The organism is Croceitalea sp. W27 (assembly GCF_055693185.1).
Map to the genome: position 1 here is coordinate 1173757 of NZ_CM146327.1, position 20431 is coordinate 1194187.

Below are 20431 nucleotides of genomic sequence, written 5' to 3' on the forward strand. Positions count from 1 at the left end.
ATAAAAGTACGTTAATTTTTAGCCAACGAAACCCAGAAATCGTCGCCTTGTTACTAATTATTAGTTAAAAATTAGACAAACTGCCTGATTTTTAGGTGTGTAGACTAAATCACAGTAGTCCAAAACATAGTTTCAAACGTATCTTTGTTAGAACAAATCTTTTGAATTATGGAAAATCAATATTGTAGAGTTGGAGCTGTGACTCCAATAACAAGTGGAAGCCATTCTGTAGCGATATTACAATACCGATATGAGGACTTTTTAAGCAAAGCTATGGATGCCAATTATATGGACACTAAACTTGGTGAGTTTTTTGAGCGCAAAGCCCAAAACATCAAGAAGATACTTGAGAATCTAGTATAGTTTTTTTAACTCTTCGGCCATTTGAATTTGCATTTCTTTTGCTTTCAAAGCTGCCTTATAAGCGAAGTCTTCTTCCGTAGAAGCATAAATAATTCCGCGAGAAGAATTTACCAATAAACCTACGTTAGAATTTAGGCCATAATTGCACACTTCTTGCAAGCTTCCGCCTTGAGCACCAACACCTGGCACCAATAAAAAGCTATCAGGAATTATTTCGCGAATATCTCTGAGATATTCAGCTTTTGTAGCACCAACTACATACATAAGGTTTTCTGAATTTTTATAGCTCTTAGAGACGCTCAACACCTCTTTATAAAGTTCTTTCTCGTTGACTTTTTTAGTCTGAAAATCAAAAGCACCTTGATTTGAAGTCAATGCCAATAAAATGGTATGTTTATCTGTAAATTCCAGAAAAGGCTCTACCGAATCCCTACCCATATAAGGCGCAATGGTTATGGAGTCAAAAGCCAGCTCTTCGAAAAAGGCTTTTGCATAACGAGTAGATGTATTTCCAATATCCCCTCTTTTTGCATCTGCGATAGTGAATTGCTCGGGATAATTTAAATTAAGGTAATTAACGGTCTTCTCAAGCGATTTCCAACCATTTAGTCCATAAGCCTCATAAAATGCAATATTAGGCTTGTAGGCCACACAAAATTCTTGGGTCGCATCAATAATTGCCTTATTAAAGCTGAAAATTGGGTCTTCTTCCTTTAAAAGGTGATTCGGAATCTTTTCTAAATCTGTATCCAAGCCAACACAGAGGAACGATTTTTTCTTGTTGATTTGGTCAATCAGTGTCTCTATCTTCATCCTTTGTCTCCTCGAGCGCAGTCGAGAGGTCATTAAATATTCATGTCCAAAGTTCTCGACTGCGCTCGAACGGACAGCTTTAGCTATTCTTAAAATATCTCTGAAGCTTCTTTCAATTTCTCGGTATTTTCTACCAACATCAACTCATCTATGATTTTCTGAATATCTCCATTGATAATATTCTGTAAGTCATATAAGGTCAATCCAATTCTATGGTCTGTAACCCTTCCTTGTGGATAATTGTAAGTACGAATCTTAGCTGAACGGTCACCACTGCTCACCTGAGAATTACGTTTAGCCGCATCTTCTTCCTGTTTCTTTGCCAATTCTAAATCGTACAATCTAGAACGTAACACCTTAAAGGCTTTTTCTTTATTCTTGTGCTGTGATTTTTGATCCTGACACTGCGCTACCAAACCGGTTGGAACGTGTGTTAAACGCACTGCCGAATATGTCGTGTTAACCGACTGACCTCCTGGACCGGATGAACAGAAAAAATCAATACGAACATCTTTAGGGTCGATTTGAACATCAAAATCCTCTGCTTCTGGAATAACCATTACTGTCGCGGCACTTGTATGTACCCTACCCTGTGTTTCTGTCTGCGGAACACGTTGTACACGGTGCACGCCCGCTTCGAATTTTAAAGTTCCATACACATCTTCGCCATTAACTTCAAAGTGTATTTCTTTATATCCCCCACTAGTACCTTCACTTAAATCGATGATGTTGGTTTTCCAACCTTTAGATTCACAATACTTAGCATACATCCTATACAAATCTCCCGCAAAAATACTTGCCTCATCGCCCCCGGTACCGGCACGAACTTCCATCACTACGTTCTTTTCATCTTCAGGGTCTTTGGGGATGAGCATTAGTTTTATCTCTTCTTCCAGTTTAGGAATAGCTTCTTTTGCTTCGTCATACTGCATCTTGGCCATTTCAACCATTTCTGCATCACTTCCGTCAGAGATAATCTCTTCTGCCTCACTTAAATTATTAGTAAGTTCAATGTACAAGTCACGCTTGTCTACAAGGGCTTTTAAATCTTTATATTCTTTGTTCAGCTTTACGTATTGCTTTTGGTCTGAAATAATATCGGGCTGAATAATCAAGTCCGAAACCTCATCAAAACGCTGCTTTACAATATTCAATTTATCTAGCATAGTTCAATCCTCCTTAAAATGCGAATTTACAATTAATTTGTACATTTAGTAAAACCTATGGGCATCCTATTCCTGCGTAAAACTTATTATTTAGTTTTCTTTTTTTCAAAATATCTTTTGATGGTTTCGACCGTTTTAAGCGTTCTATTTTCAATGTTGAAAATCCCTATAATCTCGATTATACTATTTAAAATTATATTCTGGGCGGTAACATACATCTTTCAATTAGAAAATAATCTAAATAAGCGTTTTACTTTCTACAATAATTTAGGGCTATCAAAAAACATGTTATTCGTTATTAGTTTTGTATTTGATCTCATCCTGTTTATCTCAATCTTAATAATGGTGAAAATTTGGTTTTAGAAGCAGATAATATTGAATTAAGCTTTGGCAACAAAAAAATACTCAGCAGCATTTATCTTAAAGCCGAAAAAGGTAAAATAACCGGCATCTTAGGTCGTAACGGATGTGGAAAATCTTGCTTATTAGAGATTATCTTTGGAAGCTTAACACCAAAATACAGTACAATACGAATAAATTCAAAAACTATTACCGTAAAAGGCTATGCCACAGGAAAAATGGCCTATCTGCCCCAGTATAGTTTACTGCCAAAAAATATTAAACTAAAATCGGCATTCAAACTTCACGAACTGAAATGGGAGGATTTTATAGCTCATTTTGATTCTTTTAGCAGGTATGAAAATGTTAAGATGAATCAACTGTCCAGTGGTGAAATTCGCATTATAGAGACCTATTTGATAATTTTTGCCAAACAAGAAATTATTCTATTAGATGAGCCATTTTCGTTTATCGCTCCGCTTTACGTGGCTGAATTCAAAAAAATTCTAACTCGACAAAAAAAACATAAAGCAATTATCATTACAGACCACTTTTATGATGATATTTTGCAATTGAGTGATAGCATCTATTTAATAAAAAACAGAAGTTCTAAATTAATAAAGGACGAAAAAGATCTACGCAATGAAGGTTATCTAAAACTTAATCTAAAATAAAAGTAGTTCCTAAGGTAAATATTGAAGCATTTAACCCGTCACTTCTATCATAATAACTATAGCGAAGGTCTATTGTTTTAAGGCCAAAAAAGAAAAATTTTGCACTATTGAAAATGTCTTTATACTGCAGTCCAAATCCAAATTGATTAGCTTGATATTCTGATAAATCATAGTCAGATGTGTAAAAATCAAAAGTTGACAAGGCATCCTCTTTTGCGTAAAAATAGTCAGCTCCACTTTGGGTGTAATAACGGTAGCTGGGGTAAAGGGTAAATTTATCATTCAACTTTATTGGTGCTTCTATATTGGCTGTGTGAGCAATTATTCCCCAATCGTCATAATAAAAACGGTAATAAGAGCGTAATACGACAGCATCGTTTAAATAATAGTTCAAACGTCCGCCAACAGGAATTTTAAATCTTGATTCTGGCAGTCTTTCAATATCATCTGCCAATTGAAAATCATCAATAAAGAAATCATTGATATCACCAAAATAAACACGCTGAAAAGGAGTGCTTAATAAACCCTGTTGAGAGACCAAATCAATAAATAGGGAGCCCTGTAATTTTTTAGTAAGAATCTGCGAAAAAGAAAAGGAAACCGAATAAGTGTTTCTTTTCTCATTAGTAAATTCTGAGAAGTTTGGGGCATAGGCACCGACTCCTGTAACCCTATCATCAAAAAATCCTTGCCTTAATTCTATTGGGTATTGCGAATTCCAGTTATCTAAAAACACTCTTCCGCTTATAGAAATTTCGGTATTTCTTTCATTAAAAAGTTTGGCATAAGAACCTCCAAAACCTATCGAGAAATAATCATACTCATTAGATACATAGGCATTAGCGCTCCAAATAGAATTCCGGTCATCAGAACTATGTTGGTAAGTAGGATTGAAATAGGCCAACACGTCTTTTCTCGACTCCCCCGATGAAGCATCAAACGGAGTTACATTAGGGTTAGTGCCATCTAAAGGATTTACATTACTTGATGATGCCGAAGTATAAGCAGATATACCTACATCTACGGTTAGCACATCATCTTCGTTTAAGGGCATTCTTAATACTAATGTAGAAGTGGCATCGGTCAATTCTTCGGTACCCTCGCCACCAGTAACTGCAGCATTTTGACCATCTTGATTGTAATAACTAAATAATACATCTAACTCACCGGTCTCAAGAACCCTTTTTTTGTAGGACGTATCATTTTGCTGGGCAAATATGCCAATTGCAGAAAATAGAATAAGTATTTCTACAATTTTCTTCATAGCTCCTGACCAAAAGTTAGTAAGTTACTATCTGGGTCAAGTAACGAAAATTCTTTTTGCCCCCAAGGTTTGGTTTCTAAAGCTCCGTTTGGATGAATAGCTATACCATTAGCTATAAATTCCCTATATAATTTGTCAATCTCACTAGTACGAATATAAACCTGCCCATAATTCTTTTTTGGTCTTAATCCTTTAAACTGAAAAAAATGGATTTGAATACTATCTTTTTGCAACATCAAGTAGTCAGGGTAATCTGCAACTCCAAATTTCACAAAACCAAGTTTATTAATATAATAATCTTCAGTTACGGTTTTATTCCGCATTGGAAGTTTAGGGTTAATTGTCGTTAGCATTTTTTCTTTATAAAGGATTAAAAAATTACAAAGGCCTGCCGTCAAATCAAAAAGACCCTTCGCCAAGCTCAGGATACGTTCGACTAGACATTTTTAGCAGCGCTAAAAATGAGTCATAAACCTATCATCATATCAAAAAGACCCTTCGCCAAGCTCAGGGTAAGTTCGACTAGACATTTTTAGCAGCGCTAAAAATGAGTCACAGACCTATCATCATATCAAAAAGACCCTTCGCCAAGCTCAGGGTAAGTTCGACTAGACATTTTTAGCAGCGCTAAAAATGAGTCTCACTTAATTACATCCGCAGCCTCCGCCAGTTTTTCCGCCATTAGCTCCAGAAGAAGCTTCTCTATAAAGCTGAAAATTGGTTTCGAACCGCTCTACCGATTTTGCGCTCAATTGCATGTCGCTATCGTTTAAATAAATTTTATCATACTCTTTAACAGCCACACAAGAAGTAGAACAAATCAGCAACAGTATTGCAACAAATATTTTACGCATAGCTAAAACTACTGATTATTATCGAACAAAATACCTGAGCTTTTATGGATTTTATTCGCACCATCTACCACAACAACCTCAACTCCAGGTATTTGATTGATTAAATGTATGCCACTATCTCTACCCAATATAAAAACCGCTGTTGCCAAAGCATCGCAGAGCTCCGCATCTTTTGCGAAAATCGAAACGCTATTTATACCCTTGGTCGGGTACCCGGTTCTTGGATCTATAATATGGGAATATTTTTCGCCTTTGAACATTATATACTTTTCGTAATTGCCTGAAGTTGCTACAGAAGACTCTACAACCGGAAGCCATGAAAACACCTTATTCTTACTAAGCGGATTTGCAATACCGATCATCCACTTTTCTCCAGTAGCCTTTGTGCCCCAAGTAGTTAAATCACCTGATGCATTGATAAGTCCGGCCTTTACCCCTTTTGAGATTAAAAGTTCTTTGGTTCTATCGGCGGCGAAGCCCTTACCTATTGCTCCAAACCCAATACGCATTCCTTCTTCTTCTAAAAAAACGGTCTGTCTTTCTTTGTCAAGTAGTATTTTCTTATACCCTATTTTCGCTATTGAAGAAGTTATGGCCGTTTCTGTAGGCAACTTATCCATTTTACCATCAAAACGCCAAATTTTATCCATGGAGGCATACGAGATATCAAAAGCGCCATCAGTAATCTCAGAAATTTTCTTGGCGCGCTCAATTAGCCTAAAGAGTTCCATGCTCACTTTTACCGGTTTGATTCCTGCATTTTTATTAATCAAGGAAGTTTCGCTATGGGCATCCCATGATGAAATCATCTTTTCGATTCTGGTAATTTCCGATACCGCCTCTTGAATATTTATATAGCCAATCTCTTCGTTTTGGGCAACAACCGTTAACTCAAAACGGGTTCCCATGAGTTTCAAAACCTTTTTCACCGTAACAAGTTTTTCTCGTTCCTGACCATAGGAAAGGAAACAGAAAAAGCAAAGAATTACAGCGATTTGTTTCATTATAGAAAAGAGTTCAGAACAGCGATATAAGCTTCTGGGCTTATTTTTTGGTATCCGGTAGAACCAAGAACCTGCTCTGACTTATCCAGCACCAAAACCAAGGGATAATGGCCTTTTGGGTTAAATCTTTCGGCCAATCTTTTATTTTGATCTAACTGCTCTTGGGGGAGTTTATTTATTTTTTTTCTAGGAAAATCTGCTTTATACAACACATACCTTTCTGAAGAGAATTGAATAAACTTTTCTGATGTCCAAATATTCTTATCCAATCGTTTACATGGAGGGCACCAATCTGAACCCGAAAATACAAGAATTAAGGGTTTATTCTCTTTAGTTGCCTTTTCCAAGGCTTCACTATAATCCTGTTTCCAGTCTTGAGCCGACACTCCTACTGAAAAAAAAAGTACAACACTAGCTAGCAGATACTTCATGAGTCATAAAACATTTAGCTTTCAAAAACGCGAAGTATGTCGCCATTTAATTCTGTTTGAAATACTTTAAGCGGATTATTTGTAACAGAATTTAAAGGAGTACCCGTTTGACTAAATCTAGAGCCATGAGTAGAACATCTGAAAATACCGCCATCCTCGCTGATAAAACGGACAGCATCTGTTTGTTGATGGCTACATATTTGGCTAGCGGCCACAAAATTACCTTCTAAATTCCGTGCGACAACAATATCGGTCAATCTATCGGCCGGGTTCGATTTTGCCAAAATAAAACCTCCATTATTGGCAAGTGGTGCCGAATTCGCATCTGTTAAATCAACGGTAAAATCAACCCCTGTAGGTTCTGGAAATGTTTCCAAATCTTCCGAGTCGGAAGAGCATCCGTTTAAACAAGGAAATGTAAGGGCAAAAGCGGCGCCTGCTCCAAGGCTTCTCAAAAATTCTTTTCTTTCCATAGCGTGATATGTTTATTAAAAGAACGTGAGATTTTAACGAATCGTATGACTAGTACTTAAATGTTCCGTATTCACTTTTAATAGTAAGCCTTTTGGCCGTACTTTCTTCCACACGACCTATAATTTTAGCACCAACATTAAAAGCTTCCGAGATTGAAATTAAGTCTTCGGCAATCTCCGCATCAACGTACAACTCAAGGCGATGCCCACAGTTAAATACTTGATACATTTCTTTCCAATCCGTGCCTGACTGCCCTTGAATTAATTTAAACAAAGGTGGCACATCAAAAAGATTATCTTTTATGATGTGTAGCGTATCTACAAAGTGGAGGATTTTGGTCTGGGCTCCTCCACTGCAATGCACCATACCATGAATTTCTTGAGCGCTATATTTTTCAAGAATGCGCTTTACAATGGGCGCATATGTTCGTGTTGGCGATAATACCAATTTACCCGCATCAAGCGGGGCATTTTCTACCGAATCAGTTAGTTTTGTTTTACCTGAATACACTAAATTTTCAGGTACCGAGGCATCAAAGCTTTCTGGATATTTCTCCGCTAAATACTTTGAGAATACATCATGGCGCGCAGAGGTCAGACCATTGCTTCCCATACCGCCATTGTATTCTTTTTCATAGGTAGCTTGGCCGAAAGAAGCAAGCCCGACAATAACATCTCCTACTTTTATATTGGCATTGTCTATAACCTTATTACGCTCCATTCTTGCAGTAACCGTAGAATCAACGATTATGGTTCTCACCAAATCGCCTACATCGGCAGTTTCACCCCCTGTGGAATGAATGGTCATTCCGTAATCTTTTAAATCTGCAATCAATTCTTCAGTACCATTGATAATTGCTGAAATCACTTCTCCTGGAATCAAATTTTTATTACGGCCGATGGTGGAAGAAAGCATGATGTTATCGGTCGCGCCAACACAAATTAAATCATCTATGTTCATAATGAGCGCATCTTGCGCAATACCTTTCCAAACAGAAACATCACCAGTTTCCTTCCAATACATATAAGCTAGCGAAGACTTGGTACCCGCCCCATCGGCATGCATCACCAAACAGTGGTCTTCACTGCCCGTTAAATGGTCAGGAACAATCTTACAAAACGCTTTGGGAAAAAGCCCTTTATCTATATTCTTTATGGCATTATGAACATCTTCTTTTGAAGCGGAAACACCTCGCTGGGCATATCTTTTACTGGCGTCTGAGGACATCTAATCGGTTTTGCGCAAAAATAAGGAAAGTAGTTGATTGAAAATTACAAAAGAGAACTAGAGTAGTATATCTTGCTTATTAACATCCTTCTCAAAAACTAAATTAGTTATTTCATTGGTCTTATTTTCTTTTCAGAAACCGACATGACCAAACTCTTGCCAGTTGTTTGCTTTTCACGTAAGTCTGTATTATACTTTTCGGAAATTTCAACAGCATCCCAAATCATTTTCTCCATTGCCTCTTTAGGAAAAGATTCAAACGCCGTTAAGGAAATATGTCTAATCAATTTCCCTTTCCCTTCCAGTTTCACACTATTGTTCTTCAATTCTGCACCTCTATTGAATCCAAAGTTCACATGTTTAGCATATACCGAAATATGACAAAAAGCGTCTTTTAGTTTTTCAGATTTAGAATATGCCATTGCCACCGCATTGTAATTATCCCAAATTAGTTCATTGGCCTCGGGAACCAAATTGACCACATAATCTCGCAATTGAATTGTTAACTCTTGAATTCTTTTATCATAAGGCTGTATAAACCCCATTAGTTTAATATTAGCTTCCATAACCTGTCTAGTTATCTGATAAACTTTTCTTCGGAGCCTTAAAAACTTCACTAATTTGAATAATTGGTTGAATATTGGTGTAATTGGGAATATCACTAACAATTTTTTTTGCGTTAGGTCCGAAAGATTCTTGATAGTCTGAAAGCTTATTAAAATACAAGTATCCAATAGCTACATATGGTATGTCGTCATCTGGTGTTCTTCCTGATATACCTTTATCTATGGACAAAGACTTTAAAGACTCTCCTAACAATTCAGCAACCATGGGCATGTGCTTAGTCGCATAATAGTCCATATCAAATGTTTTTCCTTCGCTGTTAGGATACATTATGGTCACTTTGACCATACCTGCCTTAATTTCTGACTTATCTGCTATCCTACTTTGACAGCCCGTTAAAATGACAATGGCAAAGATCAATAGGTAAAATTTTGTTTTCATAGTAGTCCTTTTAAATTATTTTCAAGTTCGCTGGATACAGAAAATAGGCTAGCCCTTATTCGGAAGAACTAATGCACATTACAGTATCGCCTTCATTTATAGGTGGCGTGGCCAGTTTATACAGAATAACCCCATCTTTTGGTGATCTATACTCTTCTATTACTTTTCCGAATTCATCGGAAGTATAACCCACCAAGTCATTTTTTTTAACGCTATCGCCAGCCTTATAGACACTATAAAAAATACCCTTGACCTGGGCGTTTATATAGGTTTGACTATTAAGATAGCTAATATTTTTGTTTGGGCCGGTACCCTTATCGTACATGGCCATGGTAGCCAACATATTGTAGATTCCTTTTTCTATTAAACCTACATTCTCTTCTTGCACGTTACCCATTTTACCACATTCAATGCTTAAGGCAGTTTTTCCATCTTGTACCGCTTGTTTAAAAGCATACTTTGCCGGGTCTGTATCTGAAATGGTATAAGGATAGGACACAACATAGTCAAATCCGCTATTCTCAGACAGTTTCTTTGCCAATGCAGTTTGCTCGGTGCTTTTGGTGTTGTTGTAGTAGCACACGAAGGGTATCAAATCTTCGCAGGCATCTCCCCCGTGAACATCAAGAAAAACATCGGAAACTGGAATGATATTGTCCGTAATAAACCAGGCTATTTGCTCCGTAACACTACCTGCCACATTTCCCGGAAAGGCGTTATTCAAATTCTTTTTATCAAGAGGATTGATAAAAGGTGTTCGTTTAAAAAATGAGGCAGTATTGGCGATTGGGATGATAATCAAAGTACCCTTGAGCTCATCAACATCAATATCTTTTAGTAGTCGTTGCACCGCAACAATTGGAGGGTACTCAAAACCATGCACCCCAGAAACAATAGTAAAAGTAGGGCCTTTTGTTTTACCCTTAATTATAGAAATAGGCAGATAAGCCGTATTACCGAGGCTATCTTTAAAATCGATACGCATCTGCGAATGCGAAGATCTTGTTGCATTTTCGAAATTCTTTTGAAAAATATTTTGGGCAAGTACATTGCTAACCATAAAAAAGGTAAGCAGCAGAGAAAAGATTTTCACCATTATAATCTAAAGTTTTATTTGAATCATTAATAAGTCAAGTTAAGAATTCAGGGGCAGATGACCTTATACCATTTTTGACATTGCATTTACTTTACCACTCTAATAACTACCTTATCCTCTGTATTATTTAAAGAGGTGTCAGTAGCGGTAAAAGTCAATTCAAAATCACCCTCTTGAGAAGGAACCCCCGATAGCTTCATTTGTTTAGCATCAAAAGTTAGCCAATCAAAATCCTCTTGATTAAGTTTTAAAGTTAATAGCTTATCATTTATGTCTTTGAAGTAATTTGAAGGAACCTCTATTTCAAATTTTTCTCCAACCTTGAGTGTCTTGTCAGAAAGCGAATTGAATACAAAGGGCTTAAACACCTTTGAAGTGTTCACCCAATAAATATCAGATTCTACAAGGGTATTTTCTACAAATTGTAGCCGTGTAAAAAACAAAAATCTGTTGTCAAGGGTTACGAATGGTCTCCTGTCCCAATCTTTTGAATTAATGCTTGAATCGAGCATAATGGGTGCAGTCCAATCATTGTTTACGTTACGATAACTTATATACAAATCCATCCAAGTTTTATCATTGGTAAAACGACAAAAAATGATAAAATCTTCTTTTGGAGAAACAAATACACTTTCTTCATCACTAGCAGAAGCCAATTCAGCTATTACTTCTGCATTTTGATATGTACCACCATCCAACTTTGATGAAAACAAATCGGCAGTGTAACAGTTTTCGATACCCTCACAGTTTCTGTTCGAAGAAAAATAAATTGTATTGTCTAAAGTCATACAGGCCGAAGCTTCTCTTGACAAAGAGCTGATCGGGCTAGTCATTATTTTTGGATTACCCCAAGAATCATCTATTTTAGTTAACATCCAAATATCAGTAATCCCAGTACTTATATCGGCCCCACTTTTAGCATATAAAATAGACTTTCCATCAGGCGAAAAACAAGGAAGGTATACGCTCTCGTTTTTTAAAGGTTTAAACAAAGTGGGTGAGGACCACACTTTACTAGTCTTTTTCGCGTAAAATATGTCACCGCTAAAATCATCATTAAGGGTGCCAAAAAGTACTTCTCTGATGTTGGGAGTAAAAGAAATGCCATGCTCAAACCTGCTTTTTTTTGAAACGATATTTGGTGCAAAAACCTCAGGTGTATTATCAGGGTAAGATTGCCCAAAATAATCATTAGACTCTACAACAGATTTGCAACTACTAAGTACAAGAATTAAAATAAATGGGAGTACTGTTTTGAGCATTAGGTTTTGATGATATACAACATATTTGTGTATGATATGGTAGCGACGATTCCCAACGGGAATTGTCCGACTGAAATCAAGCTGTATTAAAAGTAATAATTTTGAACTTGGCAAAACGCAGCTATAAATTATGGCTCTTGTTGTATGCTGTTTACTTCATTCTTTTTAGGATAACCGTTGGATATGTTATGAATTTTGCTGGCCTTTTTCCATTTTCACTTCGGGAAAACCAGATTTTATTTTTAGACTCAACTTTAAAAATACACTTATCAATTTTCTGTTTGCCACTTTTAAAATCTGTGAAAATCAGGTCAAGCTGGTGAGGGATTTCATCAAGAGAAACTTTATATTCAAGACTAAATTTCCGTCCATTATCCGAATAGAATTCTTGCCCGCCAATTTTTCTCTTCTTTGATTCAAAAATTGCATAACCCTTTTCGTCAAAAGTAATTATGACTTTTCCACTTTTATCCTTAGACTTCCATTTGCCAACAATATTGAAGTCATTATTAGATTTTGTGAAACAAAAACAAGTTAGTCCCAATAGAATTATAAAATACTTCTTCATTAAAATCATAATTGCGTACAACGGTCTTGCATATGATTTCGTTGCGTGTTTCAGCAACTAAACTAGCAAATAGAAACCGAATAGAAAATCCGCGAGGATTTTCGTAAGTAGGCTATTACTAGCATTGAATCATACACGGTGTTGCCTGCTGGTTTTTATTTCAACACCTCAATTTGAATCATTTCAATCTTATTATTACTTGTATTTTTCAATTGGGTCATATCCTCTAACACTAGCCATATTAAATTATGGATGCTACTTTTATTATCTTTAATAACTTCAATTTCATTGTCAGATATATTAATGATTATTGTAGGGAATTCCATTTTTTGATAAGCAAGACTTTCATTTCCGTTCAGTTCTATTCGTTTTGAACGAAACCATCTATTAGATAATTCACTAGTATTCGATTCATTATTCAACTTTAATCCGTCACCAGTGTTCAAGATTCCAATTAATCGCGAAGTTTTTGTTCCAACATTAGTAATTCTATGGATTAAATTTTGGGCTAGATAAGTAGAATCCAAAACCGTTTTTCCATTCGGCAAACCTTTTTTGGTAGGAATTTTCCAATCAGTATTTATTGATTGTTCAGAATAGTCTTGCCATCCAAGCGAAACATAAAACATTGGATTTATATGTCTATGAAACAATGTTGTATCGTTCGGTTTTATTTGAACATCTAAAATTTTAAAATCCTTATTTTCAAAGACTAGTTTATGTCTTGGCTCTTTATAAACCTCTACAAACTTATTTTCGCTTATTTTATTTTCTTCTTCCTTTTTGTCAGATTTTCCATAGCAACCAACTAGAAGAGAGGTAAGTAAAATTAAAATAAGTTTAGTTTTCATTTTGATTGTCGTTTTCCCGTTAGTAATTAATTATACAAGTTGTTATGCTCAGTAGTATTACTAATTTATTCTTTAAACTGTTCTAATAATGCCAAACTACGAACAAGGGATATCATATTACGGTTATTATTGGTCTTATCCTTGCCTGCACTAAAAAATCCAATAATTAATCTTTTTGAAGGGGATACGTAAAGTCCCTGACCTCCAAAGCCTTCTTTGAAGATGTCACCATCTTCAAAAATCACATCCCAATGATAGCTCTGAAAATCTGCACCTTGTCCTTCATAATATTTTTTTCTCAAATGCTGATCAGTTCCTCTTTCAGATCTAAATAAAGCTCTATCTCCAGTATGAATTTGATTTATATATCGTTCCGATGCTATTTTTGTAGTAGCATCATCTGTAAAGGCCAGTCCATATCTGGCTAGATCTCTCAAGCGCATTAGCATTAAACCGTAACTTCCAGCAACGCCAGTACTGGATAGCGTTACCCTTGCATCATCTTCAGCTCCAATTTTTGTCCATATATATTCCTCAACCAACTGATGAAAAGGTTTGGAAGAAACTCTTTCAGCGATGGTAGTCAGAATAACAGAATTGGCGGAAGTATAATCGTAGGTTTGCTCAGCAGGTTCAATTTTTCCTGAATTGGCTAATAATTCTATTAGGCTTTCTTCAAATCCAGGATTTGGCTCTGTATAAACTGCAGAATGCTGAAGTAATTTATAAAAACAATGGTTTGGGTCGGTATAGGATCCCTTATCGCTCTCTCGGCAGTTGATTCCCGAGGTCATTCGTAACAAATTTTCAATAGTCACATTCTCCAATGGCTTACCTTTAAATTCTGTTAGATACTGCCCAATAGGATCCTGTTCGTTAAGTTTTCCTTCATCTGCCAAGTGTGCGATTATAGTTCCTAAAAATGTTTTACTAACAGAACCTAGAAAATGCTTATCAAAAGGTTTCATTTCAGGATACCTTTCATAAACCACTTGTCCTTTATGAAGAATAATTACACCATTAACTTGTTTTTCATCGCAAATTTGGTCAAGTGATGTTTCCTCTTCAAAGAAGGCACTGGTGAGAATCTCTTGACCGAGGGTATGACTGATATTTTCTGGAAGCTTTGTTGTTTTTGTATTTCCTTTTTCTATCAGAACAGTAGGAATATAGTTTTCCATATGGCTAAATACCTCTGTTATTTGAGGTCCTCTTCCAATAAGTGATTCAGGAAGTGTAAAACTTACTTTATGGTCTTTTGATGTGGGTATTTTCCTTGACTCTACAGCTAATGTTATTTTCTCTTCTAAAGTAAGCTCTTTAGCTTGTTGTTTACATCCAACTAATAGAAGCAAACAGAAAATTATAATTGCATTTAGTGACACTTTACTGTTTAACATATTCGATTGTTTTTTTATTGAGTCTGACGTGTTTATATATGATTTTCGGGATTTTCAATATTGGTTTTTCAGCTTGCAGGCAACAATTGAATATAGTTATTGATGCTATCCAGCTTAAAAATTTATATAAATAAAACCTTCAATATAAATCATTAAATGTAAGGAAATACTAATCAGAGAAATGAGGCTCTTGGACAAGACAATCTTTTGCCCAGATTTTTTGTGTTGTTGCTTGGTCTACATTACCTCCAGAAATTACCATCAACACACGTTGTTTTGTTTTTTGGGTTTCCAACCATCTACGAATAGCTTCCATAGGCATGGCACAGGTTGGTTCTATTCTACATTTAAGCAAATGGGTAAGCCATTGGGTCCAATAGATTAAATACTCCTCTTCAATTTCATAGAAACCATCCAGTTGCTTTAAATACTCAAAAGTAATGTCACCCACTGCCATGGTCATGGCGCCATCTGCAAGGGTATCTGGCACCCCAGATAAGCGTTGAATACTTCCTTTTCGCAAAGATTCTGCTGCGTCATTGGCATTTAAAGGCTCGACCCCAAACATCTTTGCCTTATGGGCCAATCCGCGAGTAGCGATCAAAGAACCTGATGTGAGTCCACCACCGCCACAGGGGGTGAACACGGCATCTATATTTTTTAACTCGGTTAACGCTTCATAGGCCGCAGTACCTTGACCACAAATGACCTGTTCGTGGTTAAAAGGGGGGATCCAAAAAACACCTTCTTCCTTTGCTGCCTCCGCCACCTTTTCATCCGTAATATCCCTAGTTTCGTTAAGTAAAACCTCCGCTCCGTAGGCTTTTGTAGCTTGTACCTTTACTTTTGAGGAATAGGCTGCCATAAATATCGTAGCAGGAATGTTAAACTGCTTGGCGGCATAAGCTACAGCCTGTGCGTGATTACCAGAGCTATTGGCTACAATGTGCTTGGGCTTATGTCCGTTTTCTAAAAGCCATGCTAAGGTATTTACACCTCCCCTGGCCTTAAAAGCACCTATTTTTTGAAAGTTTTCGGCTTTAAAATAAATCTCATGACCTAGCCAATCGTTAAGCAGCGAAGAAGTGAGAATAGGGGTTTTATTGATATAAGGTTCTATTCGATTTTTTGCCGCCTGTATGTCTTTTAATTCCAGTTGCATTGCATAAAAATATGCATTCCCGCTTTCGCGGGAATCACAACTTGAAATTATTTTACAAACAACAGCTCACGGTATTTTGTCAAGGGCCACATATCATCTGCCACCAACTGCTCCAAACCATCGGCTTCAGCACGAATTTTATCAAAATAAGGTTTTACGTCATCGCAATATGCCTGTGCTTTTTTAGCGATAGTGCTTGCCTTATGGGCCTTATCTTTTGTAAGCAGCATGGCATCGGTAAGTTTTTTTGCTGCCACAATGTGCTCGGCAATTTTCTCTAAGATGTTCAATTGCGGCTCGGTAATCTTTTTATGTGCCGCTCCATAGACCTCTTTTAGTCCAGCAACATTTTCTAAAAGAAGGTTCTGATATTTAATGGCAGCCGGAATGATATGGTTATAAATCAGCTCGCCTAAAATTCGACCTTCTATCTGAATATGGAATATATAATTCTCTAACTCCACCTCTTTATGGGCCGTTAATTCTTTCGCATTCATTACCCCTGTAACATCGAACAGTGCAATACTTTCTTTTGATGTAAGTACCTGAAGCGCTTTTGGGGTATTTTTATTATTACTTAATTTTCTGCGACGTGCCTCTTCTTCCCAATCTATACTGTATCCGTCACCATCAAAACGAATTCGTTTTGAGTTTTTAATATACTCTCTAAGTACATTAAAGACCGCTTCATCTTTTTTCAGGTTTTTCTTATCAATTAGCTCATCGACTTCTTTCTTAAAATCGGTCAATTGCTTTGCCACAATTGTATTTAAAATGGTCATTGGTTTGGCGCAATTCATTTTTGAACCGACACCGCGCATTTCAAATTTATTTCCGGTAAAAGCAAAAGGAGATGTACGGTTACGGTCTGTATTGTCCAATAAAATCTCAGGAATTTTACCGACTACATTTAGCTTTAACTCCGTTTTCTCTTGAGGTGAAAGCTTTCCTTTAGAAACACCTTCCAACTCATCTAAAACCTCACCTAGTTGCTTGCCAACAAATATTGAGATAATTGCCGGTGGAGCCTCATTTGCCCCCAAACGATGGTCATTACTTGCAGATGCTATGGACGAACGTAACAGTTCTTCGTAGGTATCTACCGCTTTAATGGTATTTACAAAAAAGGTCAAGAATTGAAGGTTTTTCATTGGTGTTTTGCCCGGGCTCAACAAATTAACCCCGGTATCAGTTGCCAATGACCAGTTATTGTGTTTGCCAGAACCATTTATACCTTCAAACGGTTTTTCATGAAAAAGCACTTTAAAGCCATGTTTATCGGCAATTTCATCCATCACATCCATTAAAAGTAGATTATGATCTACGGATAAATTTGCTTCTTCAAAAACAGGCGCTAATTCAAATTGGTTTGGTGCCACCTCATTATGCCTTGTTTTAACAGGAATGCCCAACTGGGTGCACTCTTTTTCCAATTCGCTCATAAAGCTCAAAACCCGACTAGGAATAACACCAAAGTAATGATCGTCTAATTGTTGCCCTTTCGCCGCAGAATTACCGACCAATGTTCTTCCTGTCATAAGAATATCGGGGCGAGATTGCGCCAAGGCCTTATCTATTAAAAAATATTCCTGTTCCCAACCTAAAGTAGCATTAACCTTTCTAACATTCTTATCAAAATATTGCGCTACACCTGTGGCCGCCTCATCGATAGCGTTCAGCGCACGCAACAGTGGAGCTTTGTTGTCTAAAGCCTCACCTGTATAAGACACAAAAATAGTAGGGATACAAAGTGTAGTTTTATAAATAAAGGCCGGAGAAGTTGGGTCCCAAGCTGTATAACCGCGAGCTTCAAACGTATTGCGGATACCGCCACTTGGAAAGCTTGAGGCATCTGGCTCTTGTTGCACCAATTGACCGCCACCAAACTTTTCCATAGCCCTGCCATCTGGCAACAAATCAAAAAAGGCATCATGTTTTTCTGCAGTAGCTCCAGTTAATGGTTGAAACCAATGAGTATAATGGGTTGCCCCCATTGATAGTGCCCAAGCTTTCATACCTTCGGCAACTTGATCGGCAATTTTCCGATCTATTTTGCTACCAGATAAAATTGCAGACTTTACTTTATCATAGGCATTTGTGGTCAAAAACTGAAGCATTTTTGACTCGTTAAACACATTCTTACCAAATAAATCAGAGCGTTTTCCGGTCTCATCAATCAATATTTTCTCTCTTTTATGGCTGTCTGCCAAGGCATCGAATCTCATTTTAGACATTTTGAATGAATTTTAGGACTGTAAAATTAACAATTTAGCAATATATAGCCTTAAAAATGATATTTTATTAATTAACCCCCTTCAAAATGGGGGTTAACAAATTTTTGATAACTTTTAACGATTTACCTCCCCAAAAAATTCATAATGCTGATAAAATAATTATTTTTACCGCTTATTAAAATTAAAGTAAACTACCCACTATTATGAGTAAGTCAAAATTAGAGTACATCTGGTTGGATGGCTATTTTCCAACGCAAAACATGCGAAGCAAAACTAAAGTAGTAAATGACTTTAGCGGTAAATTAGAAGACTGCCCAATGTGGTCTTTTGATGGAAGTTCAACAAGACAAGCTGAAGGGGGTTCTTCAGATTGTTTATTAAAACCAGTTGCTATTTTTCCAGACCCGGCAAGAACAAATGGTTTTTTAGTGATGACCGAAGTTTTAAATGCTGATGGAACACCACACGTTTCTAACGGAAGAGCAACTATTGATGATGATGACAATGATTTCTGGTTCGGTTTTGAACAAGAGTACTTTATAATGGACACGCAAACGCAATTACCATTAGGCTTCCCTATTGGTGGTTACCCTGCTCCACAAGGAATGTATTATTGTTCCGTAGGTGGCAAAAATACCCATGGTAGAGATTTAGTTGAAGAGCATGCCGATTTATGTATCGCTGCAGGAATCAACTTTGAAGGAATAAACCAAGAAGTTGCTTCCGGACAGTGGGAATTTCAATTGTTCGCAAAGGGTGCCAAAAAAGCAGGTGACGAAATTTGGGTAGCCAGATACCTTTTAGATAGATTAACAGAGCAATATGGTTACTATATTGAATACCACCCAAAGCCACTTGGTAAGGACATGGACTGGAACGGTTCTGGTATGCACGCAAACTTCTCTAATACTACATTAAGAACTTGTGGAGATAAAGCAACCTATGAGAAAATATGTGAAGCTTTCCGTCCGGTTGTAAAAGAACATATTGCAGTATATGGTGAGTTCAACGACCAACGTTTGACCGGTGACCATGAAACGCAGTCTATAAACGAATTTAGTTTTGGTATCTCTGACCGAGGTGCTTCTATCCGTATTCCTATCGCAACCGTAGAAAGTGGTTGGAAAGGATGGTTAGAAGATAGAAGACCGGCCTCTAACGGTGATCCATACAAAATTGCAGGTAGAATTGTAAAAACAGTAAAATCTGCAAAGATTTAGTATTATTAGTTGTTGTTTGATAAAAAAGACCGTCTTAAAATTAAGGCGGTCTTTTTTATTGTACTACACTAAGGTTAAATACACAAAAGTGATATAGACCGCAATCAATATTAAGCCATCTCGCCAGCCCAAACGAAGCCCTTTTGGCAACAAGACCAGCGGAAGGATCAAGAAAGAAATACCGAGCATCCAGAAAATATCATTGGTCAACAAACCCTCATCAACTACATTTATTGGGGTAATAATCGAGGTTATTCCTAAAACGGCCAGCAGGTTAAAAATATTGGAACCTATCAGGTTACCAAGTGAAATTGCCTTTTCTTTTTTGATGATTGCAATAATAGAAGCTGCCAACTCGGGTATACTAGTGCCCACAGAAACCACGGTCACCCCAATTATTCTATCACTAACGCCAAATTTAGAGGCCAAACCAACGGCCCCATCAATCAAAAATTCTGACCCACCCCAAAGGGCTACTCCTCCTAAACCTAAAAAAAGTACAGTTTTATATAGAGGTAACGGCTCATCATCTTCCGGTAATTCATCTACCACAGCGATTTTTTGAAATCTTAGTATATAAATTAGAAATGCAAACAAAAATGCCAGCATTATTATACCTTCATAACGCTCGAGCCTACCGTCAAAATAAATAAACCCTACAAACAATAATGAAGCTACTATCATCACAGGCCAATCGGTAGTATAAAAACTTTTGCGAACCTCAATACTGCTCAACAAAATGGTTATGGCCAAAACCAAACCCAAATTTGCAATGTTAGAACCCACCACATTACCCAAGGCCAAATCTGGAAAACCATCTAAAGCCGCTTTTATACTAACAATGAGCTCAGGTGCAGAGGTTGCAAAGGAAACTACCGTCATTCCAATTACAATCTTCGGAATATCAAGTTTTAACGAAAGCGCTACGGCAGACTTTAGAAGCCAATTACCCCCTACAATCAATAAAAAAAGACCAAGGATTATAAAAAGTATATTTTGCATTAATGGTGTGTTTACGGCAAAG

22 protein-coding genes are annotated in these 20431 nt (G+C 36.9%); 3 read left to right on the plus strand and 19 right to left on the minus strand.

Going from position 1 to position 20431, the window contains the following annotated elements:
* The first annotated feature begins 168 nt into the window (after positions 1 to 168).
* Entirely contained in the window at positions 169 to 363 is a 195-nt protein-coding gene (locus tag ACZ1GR_RS05220) for a hypothetical protein (protein WP_472611157.1), read from the plus strand.
* Here the strand turns inward: ACZ1GR_RS05220 and pyrF are convergent.
* The gene (pyrF, locus tag ACZ1GR_RS05225; RefSeq protein WP_472611158.1) at positions 355 to 1176 is read right to left on the minus strand and encodes an orotidine-5'-phosphate decarboxylase; all 822 of its coding nucleotides are present in this window, start codon (positions 1174 to 1176) and stop codon (positions 355 to 357) included. The two genes, ACZ1GR_RS05220 and pyrF, sit on opposite strands and share 9 nt — an antisense overlap.
* An 89-nt stretch (positions 1177 to 1265) precedes the next feature.
* The gene (gene prfA, locus ACZ1GR_RS05230) at positions 1266 to 2342 is read right to left on the minus strand and encodes a peptide chain release factor 1 (protein WP_472611159.1); all 1077 of its coding nucleotides are present in this window, start codon (positions 2340 to 2342) and stop codon (positions 1266 to 1268) included.
* Positions 2343 to 2695: 353 nt separating this feature from the next.
* Between prfA and ACZ1GR_RS05235 the strand changes: the two genes are divergently transcribed.
* Positions 2696 to 3355 (plus strand): ATP-binding cassette domain-containing protein, encoded by a 660-nt coding sequence (locus tag ACZ1GR_RS05235; RefSeq protein WP_472611160.1) that lies wholly within the window; start codon positions 2696 to 2698, stop codon positions 3353 to 3355.
* On the opposite strand, the gene ACZ1GR_RS05240 is transcribed toward ACZ1GR_RS05235, so the two are convergent.
* From ACZ1GR_RS05240 to ACZ1GR_RS05315, 16 genes are all read right to left on the minus strand, one after another.
* A complete protein-coding gene (locus ACZ1GR_RS05240; protein ID WP_472611161.1) occupies positions 3342 to 4619 on the minus strand; it encodes a DUF3570 domain-containing protein in 1278 nt (425 codons plus the stop codon). The two genes, ACZ1GR_RS05235 and ACZ1GR_RS05240, sit on opposite strands and share 14 nt — an antisense overlap.
* A complete protein-coding gene (locus ACZ1GR_RS05245) occupies positions 4616 to 4972 on the minus strand; it encodes a bleomycin resistance protein (protein WP_377765436.1) in 357 nt (118 codons plus the stop codon). The genes ACZ1GR_RS05240 and ACZ1GR_RS05245 overlap by 4 nt, the downstream gene beginning before the upstream one ends.
* Before the next feature lie 291 nt (positions 4973 to 5263).
* Entirely contained in the window at positions 5264 to 5473 is a 210-nt protein-coding gene (locus ACZ1GR_RS05250; RefSeq protein ID WP_377765438.1) for a DUF4266 domain-containing protein, read from the minus strand.
* 8 nt (positions 5474 to 5481) lie between these two features.
* Positions 5482 to 6477 (minus strand): FAD:protein FMN transferase, encoded by a 996-nt coding sequence (locus tag ACZ1GR_RS05255; protein ID WP_472611162.1) that lies wholly within the window; start codon positions 6475 to 6477, stop codon positions 5482 to 5484.
* Entirely contained in the window at positions 6477 to 6908 is a 432-nt protein-coding gene (locus tag ACZ1GR_RS05260) for a thioredoxin family protein (RefSeq protein WP_472611163.1), read from the minus strand. The genes ACZ1GR_RS05255 and ACZ1GR_RS05260 overlap by 1 nt, the downstream gene beginning before the upstream one ends.
* A 14-nt stretch (positions 6909 to 6922) precedes the next feature.
* Entirely contained in the window at positions 6923 to 7381 is a 459-nt protein-coding gene (locus tag ACZ1GR_RS05265; protein WP_377765443.1) for a QcrA and Rieske domain-containing protein, read from the minus strand.
* Positions 7382 to 7430: 49 nt separating this feature from the next.
* Complete coding sequence (locus tag ACZ1GR_RS05270; protein WP_472611164.1) at positions 7431 to 8609, minus strand: AIR synthase related protein; 1179 nt, start codon at positions 8607 to 8609, stop codon at positions 7431 to 7433.
* A 107-nt stretch (positions 8610 to 8716) separates the two neighbouring features.
* Positions 8717 to 9175 carry a DUF1801 domain-containing protein gene (locus ACZ1GR_RS05275; protein ID WP_472611165.1) on the minus strand — a complete coding sequence of 153 codons (459 nt, stop codon included), beginning with the start codon at positions 9173 to 9175 and terminating at the stop codon, positions 8717 to 8719.
* Between the two features lie 7 nt (positions 9176 to 9182).
* On the minus strand, positions 9183 to 9614 hold the full coding sequence (locus tag ACZ1GR_RS05280; RefSeq protein WP_472611166.1) for an EthD family reductase: 432 nt from the start codon (positions 9612 to 9614) through the stop codon (positions 9183 to 9185).
* A 55-nt stretch (positions 9615 to 9669) separates the two neighbouring features.
* A complete protein-coding gene (locus ACZ1GR_RS05285; protein WP_472611167.1) occupies positions 9670 to 10710 on the minus strand; it encodes a succinylglutamate desuccinylase/aspartoacylase family protein in 1041 nt (346 codons plus the stop codon).
* A gap of 86 nt (positions 10711 to 10796) precedes the next feature.
* Positions 10797 to 11972 carry a putative Ig domain-containing protein gene (locus ACZ1GR_RS05290; protein ID WP_472611168.1) on the minus strand — a complete coding sequence of 392 codons (1176 nt, stop codon included), beginning with the start codon at positions 11970 to 11972 and terminating at the stop codon, positions 10797 to 10799.
* Between the two features lie 151 nt (positions 11973 to 12123).
* A complete protein-coding gene (locus tag ACZ1GR_RS05295; RefSeq protein WP_472611169.1) occupies positions 12124 to 12540 on the minus strand; it encodes a hypothetical protein in 417 nt (138 codons plus the stop codon).
* Between the two features lie 155 nt (positions 12541 to 12695).
* Positions 12696 to 13391 (minus strand): hypothetical protein, encoded by a 696-nt coding sequence (locus ACZ1GR_RS05300; RefSeq protein WP_472611170.1) that lies wholly within the window; start codon positions 13389 to 13391, stop codon positions 12696 to 12698.
* Between the two features lie 65 nt (positions 13392 to 13456).
* Entirely contained in the window at positions 13457 to 14791 is a 1335-nt protein-coding gene (locus ACZ1GR_RS05305) for a serine hydrolase domain-containing protein (protein WP_472611171.1), read from the minus strand.
* A 169-nt stretch (positions 14792 to 14960) separates the two neighbouring features.
* Positions 14961 to 15953 carry a serine/threonine dehydratase gene (locus ACZ1GR_RS05310; protein WP_472611172.1) on the minus strand — a complete coding sequence of 331 codons (993 nt, stop codon included), beginning with the start codon at positions 15951 to 15953 and terminating at the stop codon, positions 14961 to 14963.
* Between the two features lie 47 nt (positions 15954 to 16000).
* On the minus strand, positions 16001 to 18187 hold the full coding sequence (locus tag ACZ1GR_RS05315) for a glutamine synthetase III family protein (protein WP_472611173.1): 2187 nt from the start codon (positions 18185 to 18187) through the stop codon (positions 16001 to 16003).
* Positions 18188 to 18390: 203 nt separating this feature from the next.
* Here ACZ1GR_RS05315 and ACZ1GR_RS05320 point away from each other — a divergent pair, with 203 nt between their 5' ends.
* Entirely contained in the window at positions 18391 to 19407 is a 1017-nt protein-coding gene (locus ACZ1GR_RS05320) for a glutamine synthetase beta-grasp domain-containing protein (RefSeq protein ID WP_377765460.1), read from the plus strand.
* 63 nt (positions 19408 to 19470) lie between these two features.
* On the opposite strand, the gene ACZ1GR_RS05325 is transcribed toward ACZ1GR_RS05320, so the two are convergent.
* Positions 19471 to 20409: a calcium/sodium antiporter gene (locus tag ACZ1GR_RS05325; protein ID WP_472611174.1), complete on the minus strand. Its 939-nt coding sequence runs from the start codon at positions 20407 to 20409 to the stop codon at positions 19471 to 19473.
* Positions 20410 to 20431: the final 22 nt, after the last annotated feature.

Bases quoted from the DNA above. Each gene is read 5' to 3' on its own strand.
- ACZ1GR_RS05250 (WP_377765438.1), bottom strand. From the start codon at position 5,473: ATGCGTAAAATATTTGTTGCAATACTGTTGCTGATTTGTTCTACTTCT.
- ACZ1GR_RS05305 (WP_472611171.1), bottom strand. From the start codon at position 14,791: ATGTTAAACAGTAAAGTGTCACTAAATGCAATTATAATTTTCTGTTTG.
- ACZ1GR_RS05270 (WP_472611164.1), bottom strand. From the start codon at position 8,609: ATGTCCTCAGACGCCAGTAAAAGATATGCCCAGCGAGGTGTTTCCGCT.
- ACZ1GR_RS05325 (WP_472611174.1), bottom strand. From the start codon at position 20,409: ATGCAAAATATACTTTTTATAATCCTTGGTCTTTTTTTATTGATTGTA.
- ACZ1GR_RS05255 (WP_472611162.1), bottom strand. From the start codon at position 6,477: ATGAAACAAATCGCTGTAATTCTTTGCTTTTTCTGTTTCCTTTCCTAT.
- ACZ1GR_RS05240 (WP_472611161.1), bottom strand. From the start codon at position 4,619: ATGAAGAAAATTGTAGAAATACTTATTCTATTTTCTGCAATTGGCATA.
- ACZ1GR_RS05220 (WP_472611157.1), top strand. From the start codon at position 169: ATGGAAAATCAATATTGTAGAGTTGGAGCTGTGACTCCAATAACAAGT.
- ACZ1GR_RS05285 (WP_472611167.1), bottom strand. From the start codon at position 10,710: ATGGTGAAAATCTTTTCTCTGCTGCTTACCTTTTTTATGGTTAGCAAT.
- ACZ1GR_RS05245 (WP_377765436.1), bottom strand. From the start codon at position 4,972: ATGCTAACGACAATTAACCCTAAACTTCCAATGCGGAATAAAACCGTA.
- ACZ1GR_RS05310 (WP_472611172.1), bottom strand. From the start codon at position 15,953: ATGCAACTGGAATTAAAAGACATACAGGCGGCAAAAAATCGAATAGAA.
- ACZ1GR_RS05320 (WP_377765460.1), top strand. From the start codon at position 18,391: ATGAGTAAGTCAAAATTAGAGTACATCTGGTTGGATGGCTATTTTCCA.
- ACZ1GR_RS05290 (WP_472611168.1), bottom strand. From the start codon at position 11,972: ATGCTCAAAACAGTACTCCCATTTATTTTAATTCTTGTACTTAGTAGT.
- ACZ1GR_RS05260 (WP_472611163.1), bottom strand. From the start codon at position 6,908: ATGAAGTATCTGCTAGCTAGTGTTGTACTTTTTTTTTCAGTAGGAGTG.
- ACZ1GR_RS05295 (WP_472611169.1), bottom strand. From the start codon at position 12,540: ATGAAGAAGTATTTTATAATTCTATTGGGACTAACTTGTTTTTGTTTC.
- prfA (WP_472611159.1), bottom strand. From the start codon at position 2,342: ATGCTAGATAAATTGAATATTGTAAAGCAGCGTTTTGATGAGGTTTCG.
- pyrF (WP_472611158.1), bottom strand. From the start codon at position 1,176: ATGAAGATAGAGACACTGATTGACCAAATCAACAAGAAAAAATCGTTC.
- ACZ1GR_RS05265 (WP_377765443.1), bottom strand. From the start codon at position 7,381: ATGGAAAGAAAAGAATTTTTGAGAAGCCTTGGAGCAGGCGCCGCTTTT.
- ACZ1GR_RS05275 (WP_472611165.1), bottom strand. From the start codon at position 9,175: ATGGAAGCTAATATTAAACTAATGGGGTTTATACAGCCTTATGATAAA.
- ACZ1GR_RS05315 (WP_472611173.1), bottom strand. From the start codon at position 18,187: ATGTCTAAAATGAGATTCGATGCCTTGGCAGACAGCCATAAAAGAGAG.
- ACZ1GR_RS05280 (WP_472611166.1), bottom strand. From the start codon at position 9,614: ATGAAAACAAAATTTTACCTATTGATCTTTGCCATTGTCATTTTAACG.
- ACZ1GR_RS05300 (WP_472611170.1), bottom strand. From the start codon at position 13,391: ATGAAAACTAAACTTATTTTAATTTTACTTACCTCTCTTCTAGTTGGT.